The sequence below is a fragment of the Bellilinea caldifistulae genome (genome assembly GCF_001306055.1).
Lineage (GTDB): Bacteria > Chloroflexota > Anaerolineae > Anaerolineales > Anaerolineaceae > Bellilinea > Bellilinea caldifistulae.
In genome coordinates this window covers 48,439-69,221 of record NZ_LGHJ01000018.1, presented here as the reverse complement: position 1 = coordinate 69,221, position 20,783 = coordinate 48,439, and the positions used below count along the sequence as shown (strand labels likewise).

Genomic DNA, 20,783 nt, shown 5'->3' with positions numbered 1-20,783 from the left:
CCTGACCCCCACAGAACAGGGATCTGACCAATGCCCTTGCCTCTAAAATCCGGAGAAGTCTTACGGGGCCGCTACCGCATTGTCCGCATAATCGGACAAGGCGGCATGGGCAGTATTTACCTTGCGGATGATCTCCGTCTCGAAGGTCGTCAATGCGCTCTTAAGGAAGTCGAACACGATCGTTCACTTCCCCCAGATTTGCTGCAAGAAGCCCGAGATCAGTTCTTCCGCGAAGCAACGGTTCTGGCGCGTTTGGATCATCCCAACTTACCCAAAGTTTCCGACTTTTTTTCCACCGGTTCGCGTGATTACCTTGTGATGGATTTTATCCCCGGCAGGGATCTGCGTTCTCTCATGATGGAAGCGAAACAGGAAAATCGTTTCCTTTCAGAAGCCGAGGTGCTTAACTGGGCCGATCAACTGGCAAGCGCGCTTTCTTATCTTCACAGTCAAAATCCGCCGATCCTGCACCGCGATATCAAACCCTCCAACCTGAAAGTAACCCCCAGCGGTTTGCTCAAATTGGTGGATTTTGGACTGGTAAAAGTCCTTGCACCCGGCGAGGTAACCATTACCGTCTTACAGGGTCAGGGTACGGCGCTCTACACCCCCCTGGAACAGTACGGCGGTGACAGTGGACATACCGATGTTCGCAGTGATATTTATGCCTTCGGTGCAACACTCTACCACCTCTTAACCAATGAACCGCCTGCCGACGCCCGCGAACGATTTCTTGACCCGAGTCGTCTGATTCCACCCCGTCAAATTAACCCCGATATCTCACTTCGAACAGAACGATGCATTTTATGGGCAATGGGGCTGCATCCCGATGAACGACCCGAATCCGTTGAGGTGTTCCGAAAAAGCCTGCTCGGAGACCGTCCCACCCTCCCTCGCCTTAAAACCGAAGCCACTTCCCCCTGGAGTTTTATCAATTACCCGCTGGAGCAAAGTCTGATTTTCATTACGGGTTTATTGATGGTCATCAGTCTGTTGATGACCCTGATCCGTTAAGGCTTGCGGGTAGGTTTCTGGGCCTTTTGCAGACGAATTTGCCAGAGCCAGCCAATTCCCCAACCGCTGAGTAAACCAATCAGACTGCTGATGGCCACCCCCCATCGCCCTGCGCTGGCCAAGGGGCTTAACGGCACAAACCAGCCGCTGACCAGATATAGATAAGCCATAATTCCACCAATGACGGCCATCATCCCCCAACGGAAACCCCAGCGCAAAGAAATCCGCCGTTGTCCGATAAAACCAATGCCCACACCCCCTCCTCCTACAATCAGCAGCATGGTCATCCAGTCCCAAAAACCATAATCAAGCGTGGTTTCTGAAAGTTCCTCGGCTTCTTCAGTCGGTTGGGGTGTCGGAGTAAGGGTAGGCGTGGATGTCAGAGTGGGTTGCGGAGTAGGTACCTCTGTGGAAATGTTGGCTTCACCATTCAGAGGGTTAATGGTAATAATCTGAGAGGTCATTGCCGGTTCGCTGACTACACGAATTTCAATAGTGGAAGGAAGGTTGATCCGATAACTTGCCTTAGCGACCCCGCCGGTAGTAACGGTTTCAATCTGCTGGGTCGTACCGCTTTCACCCAGCGTATTGATGATGAAACGCACTACGGTACCATCCGGTACCGGATTGCCGTTTTGATCCACAATAATTCCGGTTCTAAAGGGGATTACATCCCCCACTTTAAACTCAAGAGTTTCGGTTGGCTGAGGCGTGATTGGAGTCTCCGTTATCTCAGGGTTAACCGGAAAATCCAAATAAAGAGATATCACCTGGAGGGGGTTGGGAGAGGTTGCCCGGATAATATCGTAGCCGATTCCGGGGATCGAAACCGGAGAGGCCCCATTTGCGCTTTGCTCCTGAAACAAAATTCGGGCAGCCGTATCAACAAACGCCGGCACTTTACTGTATAACCCGTAATAGGCCGTCAATTTTGCAATATCGGTTGCATCCAGTAAGTAAGGTGCCCCAAACGCAAATACAATCACTTTTTTGTTCAAAATCAAATCGGGGCGCTCATTCAATAATCGGCGGAGGGCTTGTGATTCCGGGTGAGAGGGATTGTCACCTGAAAGTGCAAAAACCACCCATTCGGCATCAGCCAGATTGACCCCCAAAGCAGCCAAACCTGACGGATTATTCAAATAGGTGTTCAGGTCAAGGAAGGAATATGAAAACAAATAACCCTGAATAATGGAACCACCTGCTGCCGGCCCATACAAGCGAATAACCGCATTCTTCAGACTGTCTACCGAAAAAATCGGCTGTTCCCCACAAGTACTGCACTGCCGTGCACTCACCACGTCAGTGAAAAAAATTATCTGATCGCGGCTTTCGGGTGGACGGGGTAGCCGTATGTTTAATTCCGCTGCCGAAGGGCTGAGCAGGGTTGCTGCTTTACGGGCAACTTCAAGTGCCACCGATTGCGATCGTCCCACCTCAGCCAGTTGACTCGCCGGCGGAAGCACCCGGTCAATGCGGAACTCCCCGAAAAGACGCAATTTCAACTTCAAAATTCGTTCTACCGATTGATCAACCCGTTCGGCAAATGCAGCATCTTCACGGTATTTTTGGGCGAACGAGTCCAAAACCCTCATAATCGTAGTGGAACTGTCGTTGTCAATGGGTTCGACGAAATTGTTCACATACAACAAATCATTCCCTGCCAGAAAGGCATTTCTGGCAACCGCCCTCGCATCAAAAGTCTGGCCGGTCGGGTCATAAAAGCGCCTTACAGCGTTACTGCCCAAATTATCACTGACGATCACGCCGCCTTCTTGATACCATGTGGCTGCCGGTTCAAGAGTCAGCACCTGCCGCATTGCTTCAGCATCAAGACTGACGGGCGGTGTGATTTCACGGATATTTTCCTGCAACCCCTGATAGCGAATGTGAGAAACCATCACCCCGTCCATCCGGGCTCTACTCTCCACACTGGCTTGCATGGATGCAAAAAACGGAGCCAGTTCGATTTGACGAAGCGCATCCAGCGATTTGCGCACCGTTGCCACTTCTTCTTCCGGCAAGCGGTCCGATGCTCCCCGTCCCGGAAAATGTTTGGCAATCACCGCCATCTGATCGCGGCTGCCCAAATGCAAACCACGCACATACGCCTTTCCCATCTCGCCTACCCAGAAAGGATCCCCCCCAAAGGTACGAACGCCCAATGTATTAGCCGAATTTGCCGTAACCTCCAACACATCCAGAGATGGTCCAATGTACAGGTTGAAGCCGATTGCCCGCAATTCCTTTCCCATCACATTTCCAACGGCTTCGGCCATGGATGGATTCCAGGTCGCCCCGATTGCCATCAAACTGGGCAGGGAAGTCATCCCGCTAAAAATTTGATCGTTGGGAAAGAGATCCCCTTCCTGAGAAATGCCAATGAATAACGGAATGTAAGGTAAAACCTGCGTACCTGCTGTTCGATCCTGGGTTTGGGAAGCATCCCAAACGTGATTTTGTAGAGCCCGGATCAACTCAGCCGCTTTCGGAACGGTATTGCCCGCCGGTTCAAAATTATCATTGTCAGCGCGCAGCACGACTCCGCCCACTTTAAAATCAACAATCAACCGGTAAATCGCTGAGTCACGTCGGGCATCGGTACCCTTGAAGGTTACCAGAAATAGCTGACCAACTTTCTGCTCCGGTGTCATCTGATCCATGATCAATCGCACGCGAGTGTCGAGCTCACTTTGAGGGTTATTCGCCGCCTGGGCGCTCGATCCCGGTCCAAGCCCCAAGGCAACCTGTCCCGCTACGAGGACAAGGATCCAAAGGATATTCAACCACTTCTGGGTGGAATGCATATGTTTAAGTCCGTTCACAATCGATTCCGAATTTGTTGGGCAACCACGGGATCATCGGTAAAAATACCATCTGCCCCGTCCTCAAACAACCGTTGAATATCCAGCGGATCATTCACCGTCCACACATGCACCCGCCGATGGCGATCATGTTGCTTTTGAATAAAGGATTTGGTGGCATCCCGCAAATAAGGATGGACAATGTGCGGGGCAAACCAGCTGCCGATGAACGAACGAGCCAGCCAGCCAGCCAATCCTTCCAACGCCAGAATTCCGACCGGACATTCTGGCAGAAGTCGCCGGATTCGATATAAATTGATCGGATTGAAGGATGAAAATAAAACCCAATCCTCCAGATGAAACAGCCGAACTAATTCCGCCACTTTTTCCGGCAGCGGATCACGCGGGGTAGCGTAATTGGTCAGCTCAACATTGATATAAAGTTTCCGTCCGAATTCCTCAAATACCTGCCGCAACGCCGGCACCGACTCACCACGAAATTCCTCAGAAAAATAACTGCCTGCATCCATTTGTTGAAAATCCCGCAGGCTGAATTGGCTCACCGCGCCTTTTGCGTTGGTAGTTCGGTCAACGGTTTTGTCGTGAATAACAATGACTTCACCATCCGCTGAAAGTTTGGCATCCAGTTCAATCGCTTCTACTCCTTGTTGGGCGGCCAGGCGGAAGGCTGCCATTGTGTTCTCCGGGGCATAAGCCGAGGCCCCTCGATGGGCAAAAATAATCGGTTTGGGTAATTCAAAAAGTCGATTCATAATTCCACAAAGTAGGACTTCACCGCGCGGTCAATTAACTCCTTGGACATTTCCGGCTCCATTCCAAGATAACGGGAGATATCCAGAATTTGATCACACAAATCACGGGGATGAGACGCCCTCAATTTTCGATTTGCTTTAATGTAGTATTCTTGAAGTAGATAAGCCAACCCTTGATCGTTGTAAGCCACACCTTTTTGCGCCGCCACTCGCTTGAAAATCTCCCGGTACTCCTCGTAATTCGGATCGGTGATTTCAATTTTATGGCGCAATCGGCGTAAAAACGCCTCATCTACCAGCTCTTTGGGCGGCAGATTAGTTGAAAAGATCACCAGCACATCAAAAGGCACTTCAAATTTTCTGCCGGTGTGCAGGCTCATGTAATCAATCCGATTTTCGAGCGGTACAATCCAGCGGTTGAGCAGATCGCGCGGTCGGACTTGCTGGCGGCCAAAGTCGTCAATCAGGAGAATGCCGCCATTCGCCTTGATCTGAAACGGGGCTTCGTAATACTTCAGCGTATCGTCAAAGACCAGATCCAGCCCCGCCATGGTTAACTCGCCGCCGGTTACAATAAAGGGGCGCCGAATCTGCACCCAGCGTGGATCGCGCCGCACGGTGGAACGCAGTCCGCCGGTACCTTGCATAGAGGCATCTTCCTCGCCAGCCAGTTGGTGATTGACCGAATCGTACAGGGTTATCACCTGCCCATCCACATAAATTGCGTAAGGGATGTACATTTTCTGGGCTTGAATCAGGTTGCCAATGGCTCGGGCAATCGTCGTTTTGCCATTGCCCGGAGGGCCGTAGAGAAAAATAGACATTCCCGAATTAACTGCCGGGCCTAAACGCTGATACGTGTCTTCCGAAAGAACTACATGGGAAAGCACCTGCCGCATTACGCGATTCGTCACCTGTAGTCGGCCGCGGCTTTGGCGTCGAATCGCATCATTGTACATTTCCAACGGAACCGGCGCAGGGCCAGCGTATTGTGACCGCTCTAGAGCCTCCCTTGCTCTGGCAATACCCGCGCCTGTAATAGCGTAAATATAAGCGCCCTCCCCCACTCCTGCTTGCGACGAACGTACCTCGATTAATTTTTCGCGTTTCAGGGCATCTAAAATCTGGCTGAGCACGCCGGTAAACGGCAGGGCGATTTCCTCGGCCAGTTTGAAACCGCTCATATACCCTTGAAAATAAAATATTTTCAGAGCCAGATCTTGAAGCCACAACGGATTCAGACCGGTATCTTCGATGGTATTAATCGGCGGTGGAACAAAAGGGCCGGTGGGTACTGCTGTTGCAGCGGATGTTGGCGGGCGAGTAGTTTTGGTCATCCTACCCCTCCAAAGAAAGTTTTCAAAACCGTTTCACTTCATCTGAATAAGCAAACAACTAGTGCGGAAACCGACATCCAAATTATAGCACGCCATGACTTGTTGATTTGGGACGGATACCTTATAATTGCCGCCATGAAAATTTCTGTCATCATACCGGCTTATAACGAACGTAAAACAATTTCCGAGATTATCCAGCGCGTCCAATCAACCGGTTTAGCAGATGAAATCCTGGTAGTGGATGACGGTTCGAGGGACGGCACCCGCGAAATTTTAAGCGAGTTGGAACAAAAAGGTGAAATCCGTACCATTTTCCATGAAAAGAATATGGGCAAGGGGGCTGCCGTAAGAACCGGCATTCAAAATGCTACAGGTGATGTCATCATTATTCAGGATGCCGATCTGGAATACGACCCGCGAGAATACCCCAATCTTTTGCAGCCGATTCGGGATGGAATCGCCGATGTCGTGTATGGATCGCGCTTTTTGGGGGCTGCACGCCGTCCGATTTTATTCTGGAACATGGTCGCCAATAAGTTATTGACCATGATCACCAACATCCTCTACAACAATATTCTGAGCGATATGGAAACCGGTTACAAAGTATTCAAACGGGAAATCATCAAAGATATTCCCCTGCATGCCCGCAGATTTGAGTTTGAACCGGAATTCACCGCCAAAATTCTCAAACGAAAGATACGCATCTACGAAGTGCCAATTGCCTTCAATCCACGCGATTATTCGGAAGGCAAAAAAATCAAAGCCTGGGATGCCTTTGAGGCCTTATGGGCTTTGATCAAGTATCGTTTCGTAGATTAAGCCGCCTTCCATTCGAGATCAATCCCCGCCAGCGGGTTTGATATCCACTACATTTAGCTGTAAACTTTCCCGCCCGTTAAAGGTATTCATCTCGAAGCGGTATAGGATATCTACCTCTTTTGGTAAACCGGCTTCCATCCAATGTCCCTGCCGGAAAGCAACCGCGTCGTACGTAATCCACCCATCGGTCACTAAAAATTTGAGGTGTTTTCCATCCGCACCAATTGCCCGGGCATTGGAAGTGCGTACATTGCGCGAAACAAAAAAGACCTCCGGGTTATCCATTCCGGTTGGTTCCAGTAGATACAAGTACTTCAAAAATTCCGGGTGCAGTTCACCCAGCGGAATTTCCACATCAGCCCGTAGCACGGGACGTAAATCTAAATCTCCCAATTGCTCAAAGGCAATTTTTGCAAGCCGCTGTTTGAGCTCGGCTAAACGATCCCGATGGATGGTAAAACCCGCCGCCAGCGCATGTCCCCCATGATGTACCATCAGATCGGCACAGGCATCCAATGCCTGAGTGATGTGAAAAGCGGGGATACTCCGGCAGGAAGCCCGCACATATTCCCCATTGATATGTCCCACCACCGCCGGACGGTAGTAACTTTCGGTTAACTTACCTGCCACCAGGCCGACAACCCCAGGATTGAAACTTTCATCAAAAGCAAACAGGATTTCCTCGAATCCCTCCTCCTGAATGAGCTCTTCGGCTCGTTTTTGCATCTCAGTAGTGATTTTTTGCCGTTCGCGGTTTTGATCATCCAGATGCTGAACCAGCATGCCAATTTGCTGAATATCCCTCTCAAGCAGCAGCTGGTAAGAAGCCAGCGCCGATTCTAACCTCCCGGCGGCATTCAAACGCGGCGCTAAACCAAATCCAATGTCGGAAGTACTCAATGCCCCAAGATTGAGTCGGGCAGCCTGAGCCAGGGAACGCAAACCGGTGCGCCCACCACGCCTCAACTCTTTCAATCCAGCCCGCACCAAAAGCCGGTTCTCGCCGGTGAGCGGCACAACATCCGCAACCGTGCCTAATGCCACCAGATCCAGGCCAAATCCTTCGCGTGGCAGTTCTTTCCGGCGCTGCCGAAGTAATGCCTGAGCAATTTTATAGGCAACCCCCACCCCCGCCAGATTTTTCTCCGGATATTCGTCACCGTTTTGTTTGGGGCAAATCACAAAATTTGCCGGCGGAATTTCATCCAATGGGTGATGGTGGTCACTGATGATTAAGTCCAATCCAATCTGTCTGGCATGCTCTGCCTCCTGTAACGAACGAATCCCACAATCCACCGTTAATACCAGACGAATGCCTTGCTCCCGTAAATGACCCAGCGCTTCAATGTTCAAACCGTAACCCTCTTCAAAGCGGTTGGGGATGTATGCGGTGACATTTCCACCCAGTAATTGAATGGTTTCTACCAGCAAAGCCGTTGCGCTGACTCCGTCCACATCATAATCCCCATAAACGGCAATCGGTTCATGATGATCAATGGCATACAGCAGTCGTTCTACCACCCCCGCCATATTTAGGAGCATCATGGGGTCGTGAAAATCTTCGCCCGGACTGAGAAAAGCCATGGCCTGCTCGGTACTGGTAATGCCGCGGTTATACAATACCTGACGAAAGAAAGCCGGATAATAACTCAATGCCTGTTCGATTTCCGGTGGTATTTTTTCTGCCAGTTTCCAGCGTTTTGAGGCAACTTTTTGCATGACTAGCCTTTCTTATCATTGGAGTGAATGAATCTTCGTGTCAGGCGGTCTGCCATTCCGCAGACCACTTCGTAATTGACCGTGCCCCATTCTTTCGCCACATCTTCGACGGTGCGTTGAAGCCCACCCGATTTGCCAATTAATACGACCTCATCCCCAACCTGAACGCCCTGAATGCCATCCAATGAAATCATACATTGATCCATACAAACCGATCCAACCACAGGGACCTCGACGCCGTTAACCAGCACTTTGTTGCCCATCACCCTTCGAAAACCATCCGCATAACCAATTGCGATGGTGCCAATCCGCTCTTTCTTGGACGTGTAGTAGCGGTAGTTGTAGCCGACTCCTTCCCCAGCATCCAGTTCCCGAATGCTTGTCAGGCGAGTTTTCAGGGTCAACGCAGGCCTGAATGTTGCCGGCAGCAGGGTTTCAGGGGAGGGATGCAGCCCATACAATGCAATCCCGCAACGCACCATATCATAAGCCGCTTGCGGGTAGTTAAAAACCGCCGCAGAATTGGAAGCATGGAAAAGTTTCGGTTGAATCCCGACTGAACGCAGGCTGGCAAGCACCTCATCAAAGATGCGTATCTGCCGATCGGTCGTATCTGCCGCCGGCTCATCTGCCCGCGCAAAGTGCGTAAAAACACCTTCCACCTCAATGCCGGGAAGACCAGAAACCCAGCGGGTGAACTCGACGGCATCCTGCGGAGCAATTCCCAGGCGGTTCATCCCTGTATTCACCTTGATATGCACCTTTACGGTCATCCCTCGTTGGCTGGTTTGGGCTGAATACCGGATTGCCGTCTGGGTATCGAACAGGGTCAAGCGAATGTTCTCTTTGGCTGCCTCCACAACTTGTTCCGGCGGGGTATATCCCAACACCAGAACGGGGGCCATAATCCAGTTTTTGCGTAACTGCTCAGCCTCTTCAAAGCGGGCAACTGCCAGCCATTCGCCCCCGGCTTCGAGTACGGCTTGGGCAACTTCAACCAAACCGTGCCCATATGCATTGGCTTTGACCACCGCCGCCACCTTTGCCCCGCTAATACGGCACAATTCCCGGTAATTATTTTGAATGGCACTGAGGTCTATTTCCAGCCATGCGGTAGGAAGGGGGGAATTCATGTGCACAAGTATAAAACGGGGTTTGCGTTCCTGCAAGCCAAACCGAAGGTTTGCCAAATGCAAGAATCAGGCTATAATCCTTTGGACTTGGTAAATCCATATATAGAATTTGGTGGAATGACGACCTTCAACTTCCAATATGATTTAGTCGCAAAAGATCACAATGCCCGTGCCGGGGTTTTCCACACGCCGCATGGTGACCTTCTGACACCCATCTTTGCACCGGTGGGTACGCAGGCAACGGTTAAGGCAGTCACCCCCGCCCAGCTAAAAGAAATTGGCGTAACGCTGGTTTTGGCCAACACCTATCATCTCTACCTGCGCCCCGGTGCCGATCTGGTAGCCGAGATGGGTGGTCTTCATCACTTTATGCGATGGGACTCTCCTATTTTGACCGATTCGGGCGGTTTTCAGGTCTTTTCACTGGCGGGAATGCGCAAAATTGATGAGGACGGCGTCACCTTTAAGAGCCATATTGATGGCTCAATCCACCGTTTCACGCCCGAAAAAGCCATTCAGGTTCAGGAACAACTCGGTGCTGACATCATCATGGCCTTCGATGAATGCGCTCCCCCGTACGACCGGGCCTACAACCAGCAGGCTGTCGCTCGCACCCATCGCTGGGCTGAACGTTGTCTCGCTGCGCAAACCCGCCCCGATCAGGCTCTATTTGGTATCGTTCAGGGAGGTATTTTTCCGGACCTGCGGGAGCAATCCGCCCGGTTTATCTCTTCATTGGGGTTTCCCGGCCATGCCATCGGCGGTCTCTCGGTAGGGGAAACAAAAGAAGAAATGCACCGTACACTGGAACTGCTCAACCAGATTTTGCCGGAAGACAAACCCCGCTACCTGATGGGAGTAGGTTCCCCCGAGGACCTGATCAACGGCATTCGCCGCGGCGTGGATATTTTCGACTGTGTACTTCCAACCCGCCTTGCCCGTCATCAGGCCGCTATGACCCGACAGGGCCGGCTTAACCTCATGAATGCGGCTCATGCCCGCGATCCCCGCCCAATAGACGAAAAGTGCCACTGTTACACCTGCACCCATTTCAGCCGGGCTTACTTGCGCCATTTGATCGTTGCCAAAGAAATGCTGGCTGCAACACTCATCTCCATCCATAATATCGCCACGCTCGTTTATCTGGTTCAAGATGCGCGGCGGGCGATCCTTGAAGGAACTTTTGAACAATTTGCAGAGGAGTTCCTTGCCCATTACACTCTCCCGGAAAAGGCACAAGCATGAATTTTTTACAGGCTTTGATCCTTGGCATCATTCAGGGAATAACAGAATTCCTGCCAATTTCCAGTTCTGCGCATCTGGTTTTGACGCCCTTCTTTTTTGGCTGGCAAATACCAGACGAGCAGATTTTTCCGTTTGACGTGCTGGTTCAAGTCGGTACGCTGGTTGCCGTCATAATTTACTTTCGTAAGGACTTACTGCGCATCCTGATCGAAGTTATTCAAGGATTGGTCAACCGTCAGCCTTTCTCCGCTTCCTCCTCCCGTCTGGGCTGGCTGCTTGTGCTTGCCAGTCTGCCGGCCGGAATTGCCGGAATTTTACTGAAGGATGTCGTCGAAGCGGCTTTTAAGAGTCCGGTGAGCGTTGCCTTTTTCTTGATTGGAACTGCAGCTTTATTGTGGATTGCCGAAACTATCGGGAAACGTAGCCGCGACCTGTCTACTCTCAACTGGGTGGATGCCGTCTGGATTGGAATTGGACAAGCCCTGGCGCTCTTTCCGGGTATCTCGCGTTCCGGCGCGACCATTGCCAGCGGTATGTCGCGCAATTTGGACCGCCCCGCTGCTGCGCGTTTTTCGTTCCTGATGTCCATCCCGATTATGGCAGCTGCGGGACTGATTGGGTTGATTGATTTAGTTCAATTGCCCAATCTGGCTGCTTTCCTGCCCGGCATGATTGCAGGTTTTTTTACGGCCGCCATCGTGGGTTATTCATCCATTCACTGGCTGCTGGGTTTTCTCGCCCGCCGCTCATTGCGCCCATTTGCGGTTTACTGCCTTTTGCTGGCAGCAATAACCTTGATTTTTTCTTATGCGGGTTTATAAACTCTTCCTTTTTGGGTTGACAATCCTGCTGATCACCGCATGCAGCGTTGAACCAGTCGCCCTGCCGACCTCAACCCCGCTCCCTTCTGTGCAGATTCAAGTGGACCCGATTGTCGAGTGGCTACGACCCGCCATGCAAACTTGCAGTCAGCAAATCCCGGAGCGGAACTGGATCCTTCTGTCCACAGAAACCCCACTTGTGGCGGAAGTTGAATCAACCGTCCAAATATACTGGGGCTCAACAACCTCGCCCTCAAAAAATACTTACCAGATCACAAGTGATACCCTACAAGTCGCAGTCAATCCCGCTCTTGCAATTCGCGAGCTGAGCAATGCCAAAATGCAGGCGATTTTCACCGGAAAGATTAGCCAATGGAACGAAATTGCCGAAAACCTGCCTGATGCCGAAATTCAACTCTGGCTTTACCCACAATCCTTTTCCATCATGGAAAATTTTAGTCAATGGAGCGGTTTATCACCGCAATCACTTTCTGCGCTGGCCTTTCTAGCACCCCACCCGCTTCAAATGCGCAAGAACATTGTAGAAAATCCGTCGGCAATCGGCATTCTCACTACACAATGGAGCAACGAACAGGTGACTTTGGTCAACATTGAAGGTGATCAAAATGTCCGTGAATTTCCTGTGCTGGCAGAATTAACTGTGCCCGATCCGTATGTACAGGAGTGGTTGTTCTGCATTCAAAAACAAATCGGGCAATAAGACCCTTCTTACTTGTGTTAAAATGAATCACCTTTGAGGAGGTGAAGCCATGCCGGTCGTTTTGATTTATCGTAAACAAAAATTAGAGGTTGAAGGCACGCTCACCGTTCGCGAAGCGTTGCAAAAATTGGGTCTTTCGCCCGAAAGTCACCTCATTGTGCGGAATGGGGAACTGCTGAATGAAAATGACATCCTGCGAAACGGAGAAGAGGTCAAAGTAATTTCCGCAATTTCGGGGGGTGCGCGGTGACCACCATCCGCTGTCACAAATGTCCACAACGCGCCGTGATTCGGATGCGGCAGCATCGCCTTGCGCTTTGTAAAGATCACTACCCACAATGGTTCATCGAACAAACCCAACGATTCATTGAAAAATATCGGATGTTCACCCATCAGGATCGGATTCTGGTGGCCGTTTCCGGCGGCAAAGATTCGCTTGCGCTTTGGGATGTCCTCTGGCAACTGGGTTATGAAGCCGAAGGCTTATACATCAACCTCGGTATTGGGGGGGAATTTGCCTACTCGGATGAGTCGCAACAAGCCGCCCAAAAATTTGCGGACCAACGCAGATTAAAATTACACATTTACCATGTCGAGGAACGGCGCGGCGAATCGGTACCTGCCATTGCCCTGCGTACCCACCGTGGTCGTCAAAAGCCGTGCGCTGTCTGCGGTTTAATTAAACGCCACACCATGAATCAAATGGCACGCCAGTTGGGTTTCAGTGTTTTGGCTACCGCCCATAATCTGGATGATGAGGTATCCTTCCTGTTTGGAAACTTACTATCCTGGAACCTGCGGCAGATTCCGCGCCAATCGCCAGTCCTGGAGGCTGAAGAAGGCTTTGTTCGTAAAGTAAAACCGTTTATTCGTTTCTCCGAACGCGAAACTGCGGCCTATTCGATTGTGCGTGGAATTGAATACATTGAAGAAGAATGCCCCTTTGCCGAAGGTAGCAAACAACTGCAATACAAAGACCTGCTGAACCGCCTTGAAGAACAGCAACCCGGCGTCAAATTGCGCTTTCTGCTGGGATTTTTTAATGCAATGGAACAGGGATTCATCCACCCCATCGAAGACGAGCAGGGAGAGGTCATCCTCAATCCCTGCCCGTCCTGCGGTCAACCCACCTCTACGGGTGATTTATGCGCAACCTGCCGTTTGTTTGAAGAAAACTGAGGTCTAATTCAAGCCGTCTCCAGGAAGCGTTCAATTTCCCAGTCCGATACCTGCGTACGGAACTCATCCCACTCCGTCCATTTGGCACGCACGAACGCCTCGTATAAGCTGGATGAAAATGCGCTTTGAATGACCTCATCTTTTTCCAGCTCCTCCAGTGCCTGACGTAACGAGCCGGGCAACTCGGCAACTCCGCGCTCGCGGCGTTCTGCAGCATCCATTTCATAAACATTGACATTATTGAGCGGTTCCGGCGGGGTTAACTGGCGGTCAATTCCGTCCAATGCTGCCTTCAACATGGCGTTGAAAGCCAGATACGGATTACAGGACGGATCCGGACAGCGCAATTCGGCACGGGTGGCTTTATGCATGCCGGGGGTGTAACGCGGGATGCGGATCAACGCCGACCGATTGATTTGCGCCCAACCGACATAGACGGGAGCTTCGTAGCCGGGCACCAATCGCTTATAAGAATTTACCGTAGGCGCAACCACGGCCGATAGTGCGCGGGCATGTGCCAGTTGCCCGGCAATGAAACCATAGGCTATCGGCGAGAGATGGAAGGGGTCATTTTCTGCAAAGAAGAGATTATTCCCCTCTTTGTCAAAAAGCGACTGATGGCAGTGCATCCCCGAACCATTAATCCCAAAAATGGGTTTGGGCATGAAGGAAGCAATCAGACCATGCTGAGCAGCAATTGCTTTAACGGTGTACTTTAAAGTGACCACATTGTCGGCAGTCCTTAAGGCATCCGCAAAACGAAAATCAATCTCATGCTGCCCCAAAGCCACTTCGTGATGCCCAACTTCGACTTCCAGCCCCATTTTATTGAGGGCTTCCATCAATTCGGTTCGTACCCTCACCGCTTCATCATTAGGGGAAAAGTCAAAATATCCTCCCACGTCATGCGGAACCGGACGGATGCTTTCTGTACCGTTCCGCCGGAAGAGGAAAAATTCGGGCTCAGGGCCCACATTATATGTCCAGCCGCGCTCATCCTTCAATTTTTGAAGGGCACGCTTTAAGCTCCCGCGTGGATCACCGGCAAAGGGTGTACCATCCGGGTGATAAATATCGCAAAAGACTCTGGCGCGTTTTAATTCAGGCGGTGTCCATGGCAGTACTGCATAGGTTTCGGGGTCAATCCGTAAGTGCATGTCCGACTCCTGGATGCGGGCAAAGCCCTCTACAGAAGACCCATCAAACCAAACACCGTTTTCCAGTGCACCTTCCAGCTGGTCTATCGGTGCGTCCACCGATTTGACCGATCCTAACACATCAATAAACTGGTATGAAATGAACTTGATATTATCTTCTTTCACTTTCTTGAGTAAATCTTTGGCGTCCATCGAACAACCTCCTTTGGGATTTAAATAATACAGGGCATGCCGGGCATGCCCTTCATTGACTGGAATGATCAAGCAGCTGCCCTTCCAAAATTCACATCGGTCAAGCCATTTGGCTCTGCCGGTCACTGCGCTGGCATTGGTTCGAGCGTTACCGCAGGGTTTCAGCCAGACACTTCTTCCGGAAGGGAGAAAGGAGCCTGTGACCGGGCTCCAGAGGCATCCGCTGATCCTTCGATTTTCCCCTGCTTTGCAGGGTTAGCGCTCTCTTCGCAGAGAGGAACCTCCACCTCGTCATCCTGCCGGTTTTCGACAGGACTCAGCCGCTATTTCTCCATCTATTCGATTGTAACTTGCCATTAAGTTGGTAATATACTATCAATTTCAACAGTCCATGTCAAGAGGGAATTTGTAAAAAGTTGATTAAATCCTTGACGAATAGAACAAATATACTATAATGAATTGATGATTGAATCCCGGAATGTACTCGCAATTTGCGAGATACAGATATAATCATAATTAACCAGAACCCTTCAGGAGATTTTTCATGGCGCGTAAAAACCCTTCTTCTACCCCATTACCGGCTGGCGGCGGCAATCCTCAGGATGATGCCCGCAGAGCCATGCTTGACAAAGCCCTTGGTGATATTCTCAAGCGCTATGGCGATGGCGCTATTATGCGACTTGGCGAGGCTCAACATCTGGAAGTCGAAGCCATCCCCACCGGCTCTCTTTCCCTTGATATTGCACTGGGCGTTGGCGGCATTCCTCGCGGCAGAGTCACGGAAATTTTTGGTCCGGAATCTTCCGGAAAAACTACCCTGTGTCTGCATCTGGTCGCCGAAGCCCAGCGAATGGGGGGCACGGCTGCCTACGTGGATATGGAACATGCGCTTGATCCGGCATACGCAGCCCGCTTAGGTGTGGATATTGACAGTTTATACATCTCGCAGCCCGACACCGGTGAACAGGCTCTTGAAATCACCGAAACTCTCGTTCGTTCCGGGGCAATTGATCTGGTGGTAATCGACTCGGTAGCTGCTCTCGTTCCGCGCAATGAAATCGAAGGGGACATGGGCGATGCGACAATGGGTATGCAAGCCCGCCTGATGTCTCAGGCTTTGCGAAAACTCTCCAGTGCAATCAATCAAACCAAAACTGCGGTCGTCTTCACCAATCAATTAAGGCAGAAAATCGGCGTGATGTTTGGTAACCCCGAAACCACTCCTGGGGGGCTGGCTCTCAAATTTTATGCATCGGTTCGGCTGGATATCCGGCGCATCCAGTCCATCAAAGTTGGAGCAGAAGTGATTGGAAACCGCGTGCGGGTTAAAGTCGTCAAGAACAAAGTTGCCCCACCTTTCCGTACCGCAGAATTCGATATCATGTACAACGAAGGGATATCAAAGACCGGCGACATCCTTGATCTTGCAACAGGATTGGACATCATCACCAAACGAGGAGCTTTCTTCTCATACGGCGATATTCGCCTCGGTCAAGGGCGCGAAAACGCGAAAGAGTTTCTGCGCCAAAACCCCGAACTTGCCCTTGAGATTGAAAACGCCGTGCGCCAGCGAGCTTTAGGCGGAGAAATACCTCTGGCTTTTGCTGCAGATAGCGGCGATGAAGGTTTCTCGGACGAGATTTGATTTCGAGGCAATGAAATCACAAAAATCGTTTGAGAGGGAAATTTTTACCATTTCACATGGCGTTTCCCGATTCAAATTGGCCTGGAACCTTGCAGCCCTGGTGCTAATCCTTCAGGGCTGTACTTTTGCACCCCCTCAACGCGTTCCTTCGCCCGCCGGCCAGTCACCTTTGTTTTTACCGCCAACATCTGCACCTGTACGCATTGAACCCAGTCTCACCCCCGGCCAGTCCCAACCAACCCCCACTCTACCCTGTGCAGATGGGTTAACCTTCATCAACGACTTAACCGTGCCGGATGGCAGCATCATCCAGGCCGGCGCATCCATTGATAAGCGCTGGGAAGTAGAAAACAGTGGCACCTGCAATTGGGAAATTGGTTATTCTATTCGATTGATTGCCGGAGATGAAATGGGCGCCGGGACCCAACAAGCGCTAATCCCGGCTCGCAGCGGAACCCGAGCCGTCATTCGCATATTATTTCAGGCTCCATCCGAACCGGGCAATTACCGGAGTGCATGGCAGGCTTACAACTCACAGGATCAACCCTTTGGCGATCCAATTTTTATGGATATCATCATTGAACCCTGATCCTCGCCGCCGATGAAAAGGGACTCCACCACCCAAAGCGGCAGTATTTTTCCTTATCTTCTACCAGCCATCGGGTTAATTCTGGTTTTGATCATCCTGGTTATCGCAGGGCTCGAAAATCGCCTCTCAATAAGGGGACAAGTGCCGGGTTATTCCCCACAACCCTCTCCCAGCCCCAGCTTAGCTCTTGGATTTGGCGGCTTTCCGGAAACTCCCACCCCTTTTCAACCGCTATCCACTTCTACTTCCGCCCCTACACCGACACCCACTCCAACTACACCGCCAGCGGTCATGCCTGCTCTCGAACCGACCGTTCAACTTCCTCCTTCGGCAAAAATACAAGGTATTCGTGGCTATCCGCAAACACTGAACCTTTCCTGTTAATCGCGCTCTGCGGCAGATTGGGCAGCCTATTTTGGTGTTTCAATTCATGAACTGGAATTTTTATCCCAGCTCCCCCAATCCGATGATCCAAATAAAGGTTTTGTTGGAAACCCTAACGGTCCCGGTGGCTTAATCCCCCCGGACCCCTACGGTGTTCATGCAGCACCGGTTGCAGCCCTCCTCCGCGCCTACGGCCTGCCGGCTGAAGATGTTGTGGGTTTAAGTGCGGAGGAAATAAAAGCAGAAATCGCTGCCGGCCACCCGGTGATTGTTTGGATTATTTTTGGCACTTCACCGGGTTATGCCCTTTAATACACTACCCAGGCGGGGGAGACAATCACCGTTGCCCCCAATGAACACACAGCCATCCTCATCGGATATGACCCAAACGGAGTTACTTTACTGGATGGGGCTTTGGTTTACTGGCGGTCTTGGGACGTTTTTCTTGCATCCTTCCAGGTTTTGGGCAACATGGCAATCATTTATCGTTCCCGATAACCTCCTTTTGAAAACCCGAATCCATCAAAATAATTCAGAGCTTGGCAATGATATCAGCCTTTTTCAACTTAATTTCCGTTACAATATAGTCATGCAGGTGATTTTGACCCACGAGCAAGCCGATTTCGATGCCATTGCTGCCTTATTGGCTGCCCATATCCTTAATGAGCGGGCTCTACCAGTTCTACCTCGACGTGTCAACCGCAATGTGCGGGCATTCCTGAACCTTTACGGCGCAGAACTGCCCTTCATCGAGGCGCGCGACCTCCCCGCTGAGGATATTGAAATTGTAACCCTGGTGGATACTCAATCCTTGATCACCCTCAAGGGAATGAAAGACGACACCCTTGTTCATGTGATTGATCATCATCAAGCCCGCGAAGACTTGCCGCCCGATTGGACATTGGTAATCGAACGGGTGGGCGCAACAACCACTTTGTTGATTGAAGACATTCAAGACCACAACGGCCCGTTGAACACATTACAGGCAACGTTGCTGCTTCTGGGCATTTACGAGGACACGGGAAGCCTGACTTACAGCAGCACTACTCCGCGCGACTTGCGTGCGGCCGCTTTTTTGCTGGAACAAGGTGCCAGTCTGAATCTGGTTGACGAATACCTCAACCCGCCGCTCTCCGAACAGCAACGCGAGTTATATAACCGTCTCTTGCAAAACGCTGAAAGCCTGCATATTCATGGGCAGCATATCATCATTGCCAAAGCCGAGGCCCGTGATATTAGTGAGGAAATTTCCAGTATTGCGCATAAATTGCGCGATTTGCTCGACCCCGACGCTCTGTTTCTTCTGGTCAACACCATCGAGGGTATCCGCATTGTTGCTCGCTCCACAACCGAGCGGGTTAATGTAGCTCAGACGGTTGCCCTCTTTGGTGGACGCGGACATGAGAAAGCAGCCGCTGCTCTGATTCGTACCGGGGATAAAGCCACCCAGCCTTCCCCCGACATTGACGAGATTTACAACCGTTTGGTAGAAGCGCTCCCTTCCATCGTTCAACCTGCCATTACGGTTGGAAAGATCATGTCCCGCAACCCACGGGTATTGAAACCGGAGACCTCAGCCGAGGAAGCCGCGCGTTTGATGCAGCGCTATGGATATGAAGGCTATCCAGTAGTCAAAGACGGGCGGGTAGTTGGATTACTCACCCGACGTGCCGTGGATCGTGCTTTGGCCCATAAACTCAATCTACCTGCCGTCAGCCTGATGGATGCCGGCGAGCACTTCGTCACGCCCGATACACCCCTTCCCTACCTTCAACAATTAATGGCCGATACCGGCTGGGGTCAGGTGCCTGTGGTTGATCCGGAAACACACCAGATCATCGGTATCGTTACCCGCACCGATTTGCTCAAACAAATTGGCAAAGAGGATACCATCCAGCCGGAAAGAAAAAATTTTGCTGACCGGTTAGAAAAAGCCCTACCCCCAGCCCGTCTGGCGTTATTGAAGACGATTGCCGAAGAAGCCCACCGCCATCGCTTGCCGATATATGTGGTCGGGGGGTTTGTGCGTGATCTGATCCTGGAACGTCCCTCCATTGATTTTGATCTGGTTGTGGAGGGAGATGCTATTGCTCTGGCTAGGGCGTTGGAGAAAAAGTACGGGGGTAAAGTAACCAGTCATAGCCGCTTTGGAACCGCCAAGTGGCAAATTGGCGCAATCCGCTCTGCGCTGATTGAAAAAATGAAAGCTGAAGGCGAGCTGAGAGCCGAAGATCTACCCGACTCCCTAGATCTCATCAGCGCGCGAACCGAATTTTACAACTATCCCACTGCCCTGCCGACCGTCGAACGCGGCAGTATTAAACTTGATTTACACCGCCGGGATTTCACGATCAATACGCTGGCTTTGCGATTGGATGGGCGCCATTACGCAACCCTTTACGACTACTGGGGCGGCATGAATGACATCAAGAAAAAACTGGTTCGCGTCCTTCACTCCCTCTCCTTTGTGGATGACCCAACCCGCATGTTGCGTGCCGTCCGTTTTGAACAGCGTTTCAATTTCAGAATCGAAAGTCGTACTCTCCAGTTGATGAGCGAAGCTCATGACCTCCTAAAACAGGTTTCTGGTGATCGCTTGCGTCATGAACTGGACTTGATTCTGGCTGAGGAAAACCCTGTCAGCGCTCTAAATCGGTTGGAGGAATTGAACCTTCTTTCAGCAATTCATCCGGACCTGCATTGGGATGCTTCCAAATCCGATGCCTTGTGGCGGGTTCTCAAAGAACCCCTCGATCCGGCCTGGCAGATTCCTGAAAGCTTGGGGAATCAACCCATTCGTAACGCACTGGCTTACCTTGTCTGGTTGATCCCGTTCCCACCGGTAAGCAGTCGTGCCATCTGTGAGCGATTGAAACTGAGTCATCACCTCCAGAATGCCATTCTGGCAGGCAACCATCTGATGGACGAATTACCCCAATTGATCGGTCAGCCTCCCAGCCGGGTGGTTGCCCGTCTTGAAGAAGCGCCCATACCTGCATTATATGCAATCGTCTGCCTCTGCCCAGGCAATGAAATTTGCCAGATTCTCAATCGTTATGCCACCGAATGGCAAAAAGTGCAACCCCTGACGGATGGTTACACCCTGCACGCGATGGGCATTGAGCCCGGTCCGGTTTACCGCCGCATACTCTGGGCATTGCGTGCCGCATGGCTGGATGGAAAAATCACCTCGCGAGAACAGGAAAATGCCCTGTTAAATCAACTGATTTACACTCAAATCATTCAATAAA

Annotated in this window: 17 protein-coding genes and 1 pseudogene; 12 read left to right on the top strand and 6 right to left on the bottom strand. The window is 51.1% G+C overall.

Features of this window, described 5'->3' with window-relative positions; all coding sequences use genetic code 11:
- Window positions 1-30 precede the first annotated feature (30 nt).
- Window positions 31-1,014 (top strand): serine/threonine protein kinase, encoded by a 984-nt coding sequence (locus AC812_RS13010; protein WP_061915485.1) that lies wholly within the window; start codon window positions 31-33, stop codon window positions 1,012-1,014.
- Here AC812_RS13010 and AC812_RS13005 read toward each other — a convergent pair.
- From AC812_RS13005 to AC812_RS12995, 3 genes are read right to left on the bottom strand one after another with little or no spacing between them, the layout of a single operon-like run.
- Window positions 1,011-3,821 (bottom strand): glycoside hydrolase family 3 N-terminal domain-containing protein, encoded by a 2,811-nt coding sequence (locus AC812_RS13005; protein ID WP_062158930.1) that lies wholly within the window; start codon window positions 3,819-3,821, stop codon window positions 1,011-1,013. The two genes, AC812_RS13010 and AC812_RS13005, sit on opposite strands and share 4 nt — an antisense overlap.
- Before the next feature lie 14 nt (window positions 3,822-3,835).
- Entirely contained in the window at window positions 3,836-4,591 is a 756-nt protein-coding gene (locus AC812_RS13000; RefSeq protein WP_061915479.1) for a glycerophosphodiester phosphodiesterase, read from the bottom strand.
- Complete coding sequence (locus AC812_RS12995) at window positions 4,588-5,928, bottom strand: AAA family ATPase (protein WP_061915476.1); 1,341 nt, start codon at window positions 5,926-5,928, stop codon at window positions 4,588-4,590. Before AC812_RS12995 ends, AC812_RS13000 begins: the two co-directional genes overlap by 4 nt.
- A gap of 135 nt (window positions 5,929-6,063) precedes the next feature.
- Here AC812_RS12995 and AC812_RS12990 point away from each other — a divergent pair, with 135 nt between their 5' ends.
- Window positions 6,064-6,747: a glycosyltransferase family 2 protein gene (locus tag AC812_RS12990; protein ID WP_061915473.1), complete on the top strand. Its 684-nt coding sequence runs from the start codon at window positions 6,064-6,066 to the stop codon at window positions 6,745-6,747.
- A gap of 18 nt (window positions 6,748-6,765) precedes the next feature.
- Here the strand turns inward: AC812_RS12990 and recJ are convergent, their stop codons facing one another.
- Window positions 6,766-8,466 (bottom strand): single-stranded-DNA-specific exonuclease RecJ, encoded by a 1,701-nt coding sequence (recJ, locus tag AC812_RS12985; RefSeq protein ID WP_061915470.1) that lies wholly within the window; start codon window positions 8,464-8,466, stop codon window positions 6,766-6,768.
- Between the two features lie 2 nt (window positions 8,467-8,468).
- The gene (alr, locus tag AC812_RS12980; RefSeq protein ID WP_114676093.1) at window positions 8,469-9,599 is read right to left on the bottom strand and encodes an alanine racemase; all 1,131 of its coding nucleotides are present in this window, start codon (window positions 9,597-9,599) and stop codon (window positions 8,469-8,471) included.
- Between the two features lie 117 nt (window positions 9,600-9,716).
- Here alr and tgt point away from each other — a divergent pair, with 117 nt between their 5' ends.
- Genes tgt through AC812_RS12955 form a run of 5 tightly spaced genes read left to right on the top strand, consistent with a single transcriptional unit; the run spans window position 9,717 to window position 13,565 of the window.
- Window positions 9,717-10,844: a tRNA guanosine(34) transglycosylase Tgt gene (gene tgt / locus AC812_RS12975; RefSeq protein ID WP_061915645.1), complete on the top strand. Its 1,128-nt coding sequence runs from the start codon at window positions 9,717-9,719 to the stop codon at window positions 10,842-10,844.
- On the top strand, window positions 10,841-11,665 hold the full coding sequence (gene uppP / locus AC812_RS12970) for an undecaprenyl-diphosphatase UppP (RefSeq protein WP_061915465.1): 825 nt from the start codon (window positions 10,841-10,843) through the stop codon (window positions 11,663-11,665). The genes tgt and uppP overlap by 4 nt, the downstream gene beginning before the upstream one ends.
- Window positions 11,652-12,386 carry a type 2 periplasmic-binding domain-containing protein gene (locus AC812_RS12965; protein ID WP_061915462.1) on the top strand — a complete coding sequence of 245 codons (735 nt, stop codon included), beginning with the start codon at window positions 11,652-11,654 and terminating at the stop codon, window positions 12,384-12,386. The genes uppP and AC812_RS12965 overlap by 14 nt, the downstream gene beginning before the upstream one ends.
- Window positions 12,387-12,435: 49 nt before the next feature.
- On the top strand, window positions 12,436-12,636 hold the full coding sequence (locus AC812_RS12960; RefSeq protein ID WP_061915459.1) for a MoaD/ThiS family protein: 201 nt from the start codon (window positions 12,436-12,438) through the stop codon (window positions 12,634-12,636).
- Window positions 12,633-13,565 (top strand): TIGR00269 family protein, encoded by a 933-nt coding sequence (locus tag AC812_RS12955; RefSeq protein WP_201797705.1) that lies wholly within the window; start codon window positions 12,633-12,635, stop codon window positions 13,563-13,565. Before AC812_RS12960 ends, AC812_RS12955 begins: the two co-directional genes overlap by 4 nt.
- 8 nt (window positions 13,566-13,573) lie before the next feature.
- Here the strand turns inward: AC812_RS12955 and glnA are convergent, their stop codons facing one another.
- Window positions 13,574-14,914, bottom strand: coding sequence for a type I glutamate--ammonia ligase (gene glnA, locus AC812_RS12950; protein ID WP_061915456.1), 1,341 nt, complete (start codon window positions 14,912-14,914; stop codon window positions 13,574-13,576).
- 619 nt (window positions 14,915-15,533) lie between these two features.
- Here glnA and recA point away from each other — a divergent pair.
- From recA to AC812_RS12935, 5 genes and pseudogenes are all read left to right on the top strand, one after another.
- Window positions 15,534-16,559 carry a recombinase RecA gene (gene recA, locus AC812_RS12945; RefSeq protein WP_082149031.1) on the top strand — a complete coding sequence of 342 codons (1,026 nt, stop codon included), beginning with the start codon at window positions 15,534-15,536 and terminating at the stop codon, window positions 16,557-16,559.
- 10 nt (window positions 16,560-16,569) lie between these two features.
- Window positions 16,570-17,148: an NBR1-Ig-like domain-containing protein gene (locus tag AC812_RS12940; protein WP_169787311.1), complete on the top strand. Its 579-nt coding sequence runs from the start codon at window positions 16,570-16,572 to the stop codon at window positions 17,146-17,148.
- 12 nt (window positions 17,149-17,160) lie between these two features.
- Window positions 17,161-17,532 (top strand): hypothetical protein, encoded by a 372-nt coding sequence (locus AC812_RS17670; RefSeq protein ID WP_145962539.1) that lies wholly within the window; start codon window positions 17,161-17,163, stop codon window positions 17,530-17,532.
- A gap of 21 nt (window positions 17,533-17,553) precedes the next feature.
- Window positions 17,554-17,844, top strand: a pseudogene (locus AC812_RS18470) (C39 family peptidase); the annotation flags it as partial.
- Window positions 17,845-18,121: 277 nt separating this feature from the next.
- Complete coding sequence (locus tag AC812_RS12935) at window positions 18,122-20,782, top strand: CBS domain-containing protein (RefSeq protein WP_169787310.1); 2,661 nt, start codon at window positions 18,122-18,124, stop codon at window positions 20,780-20,782.
- The last annotated feature ends 1 nt before the right edge of the window (window position 20,783 follow it).

Bases quoted from the DNA above. Each gene is read 5' to 3' on its own strand.
- AC812_RS12965 (WP_061915462.1), top strand. From the start codon at position 11,652: ATGCGGGTTTATAAACTCTTCCTTTTTGGGTTGACAATCCTGCTGATC.
- recA (WP_082149031.1), top strand. From the start codon at position 15,534: ATGCTTGACAAAGCCCTTGGTGATATTCTCAAGCGCTATGGCGATGGC.
- alr (WP_114676093.1), bottom strand. From the start codon at position 9,599: ATGAATTCCCCCCTTCCTACCGCATGGCTGGAAATAGACCTCAGTGCC.
- AC812_RS12995 (WP_061915476.1), bottom strand. From the start codon at position 5,928: ATGACCAAAACTACTCGCCCGCCAACATCCGCTGCAACAGCAGTACCC.
- AC812_RS12990 (WP_061915473.1), top strand. From the start codon at position 6,064: ATGAAAATTTCTGTCATCATACCGGCTTATAACGAACGTAAAACAATT.
- AC812_RS13010 (WP_061915485.1), top strand. From the start codon at position 31: ATGCCCTTGCCTCTAAAATCCGGAGAAGTCTTACGGGGCCGCTACCGC.
- tgt (WP_061915645.1), top strand. From the start codon at position 9,717: ATGACGACCTTCAACTTCCAATATGATTTAGTCGCAAAAGATCACAAT.
- glnA (WP_061915456.1), bottom strand. From the start codon at position 14,914: ATGGACGCCAAAGATTTACTCAAGAAAGTGAAAGAAGATAATATCAAG.
- AC812_RS12940 (WP_169787311.1), top strand. From the start codon at position 16,570: ATGAAATCACAAAAATCGTTTGAGAGGGAAATTTTTACCATTTCACAT.
- AC812_RS12960 (WP_061915459.1), top strand. From the start codon at position 12,436: ATGCCGGTCGTTTTGATTTATCGTAAACAAAAATTAGAGGTTGAAGGC.
- AC812_RS12935 (WP_169787310.1), top strand. From the start codon at position 18,122: ATGCAGGTGATTTTGACCCACGAGCAAGCCGATTTCGATGCCATTGCT.
- AC812_RS13000 (WP_061915479.1), bottom strand. From the start codon at position 4,591: ATGAATCGACTTTTTGAATTACCCAAACCGATTATTTTTGCCCATCGA.
- AC812_RS13005 (WP_062158930.1), bottom strand. From the start codon at position 3,821: ATGCATTCCACCCAGAAGTGGTTGAATATCCTTTGGATCCTTGTCCTC.
- recJ (WP_061915470.1), bottom strand. From the start codon at position 8,466: ATGCAAAAAGTTGCCTCAAAACGCTGGAAACTGGCAGAAAAAATACCA.
- AC812_RS17670 (WP_145962539.1), top strand. From the start codon at position 17,161: ATGAAAAGGGACTCCACCACCCAAAGCGGCAGTATTTTTCCTTATCTT.
- uppP (WP_061915465.1), top strand. From the start codon at position 10,841: ATGAATTTTTTACAGGCTTTGATCCTTGGCATCATTCAGGGAATAACA.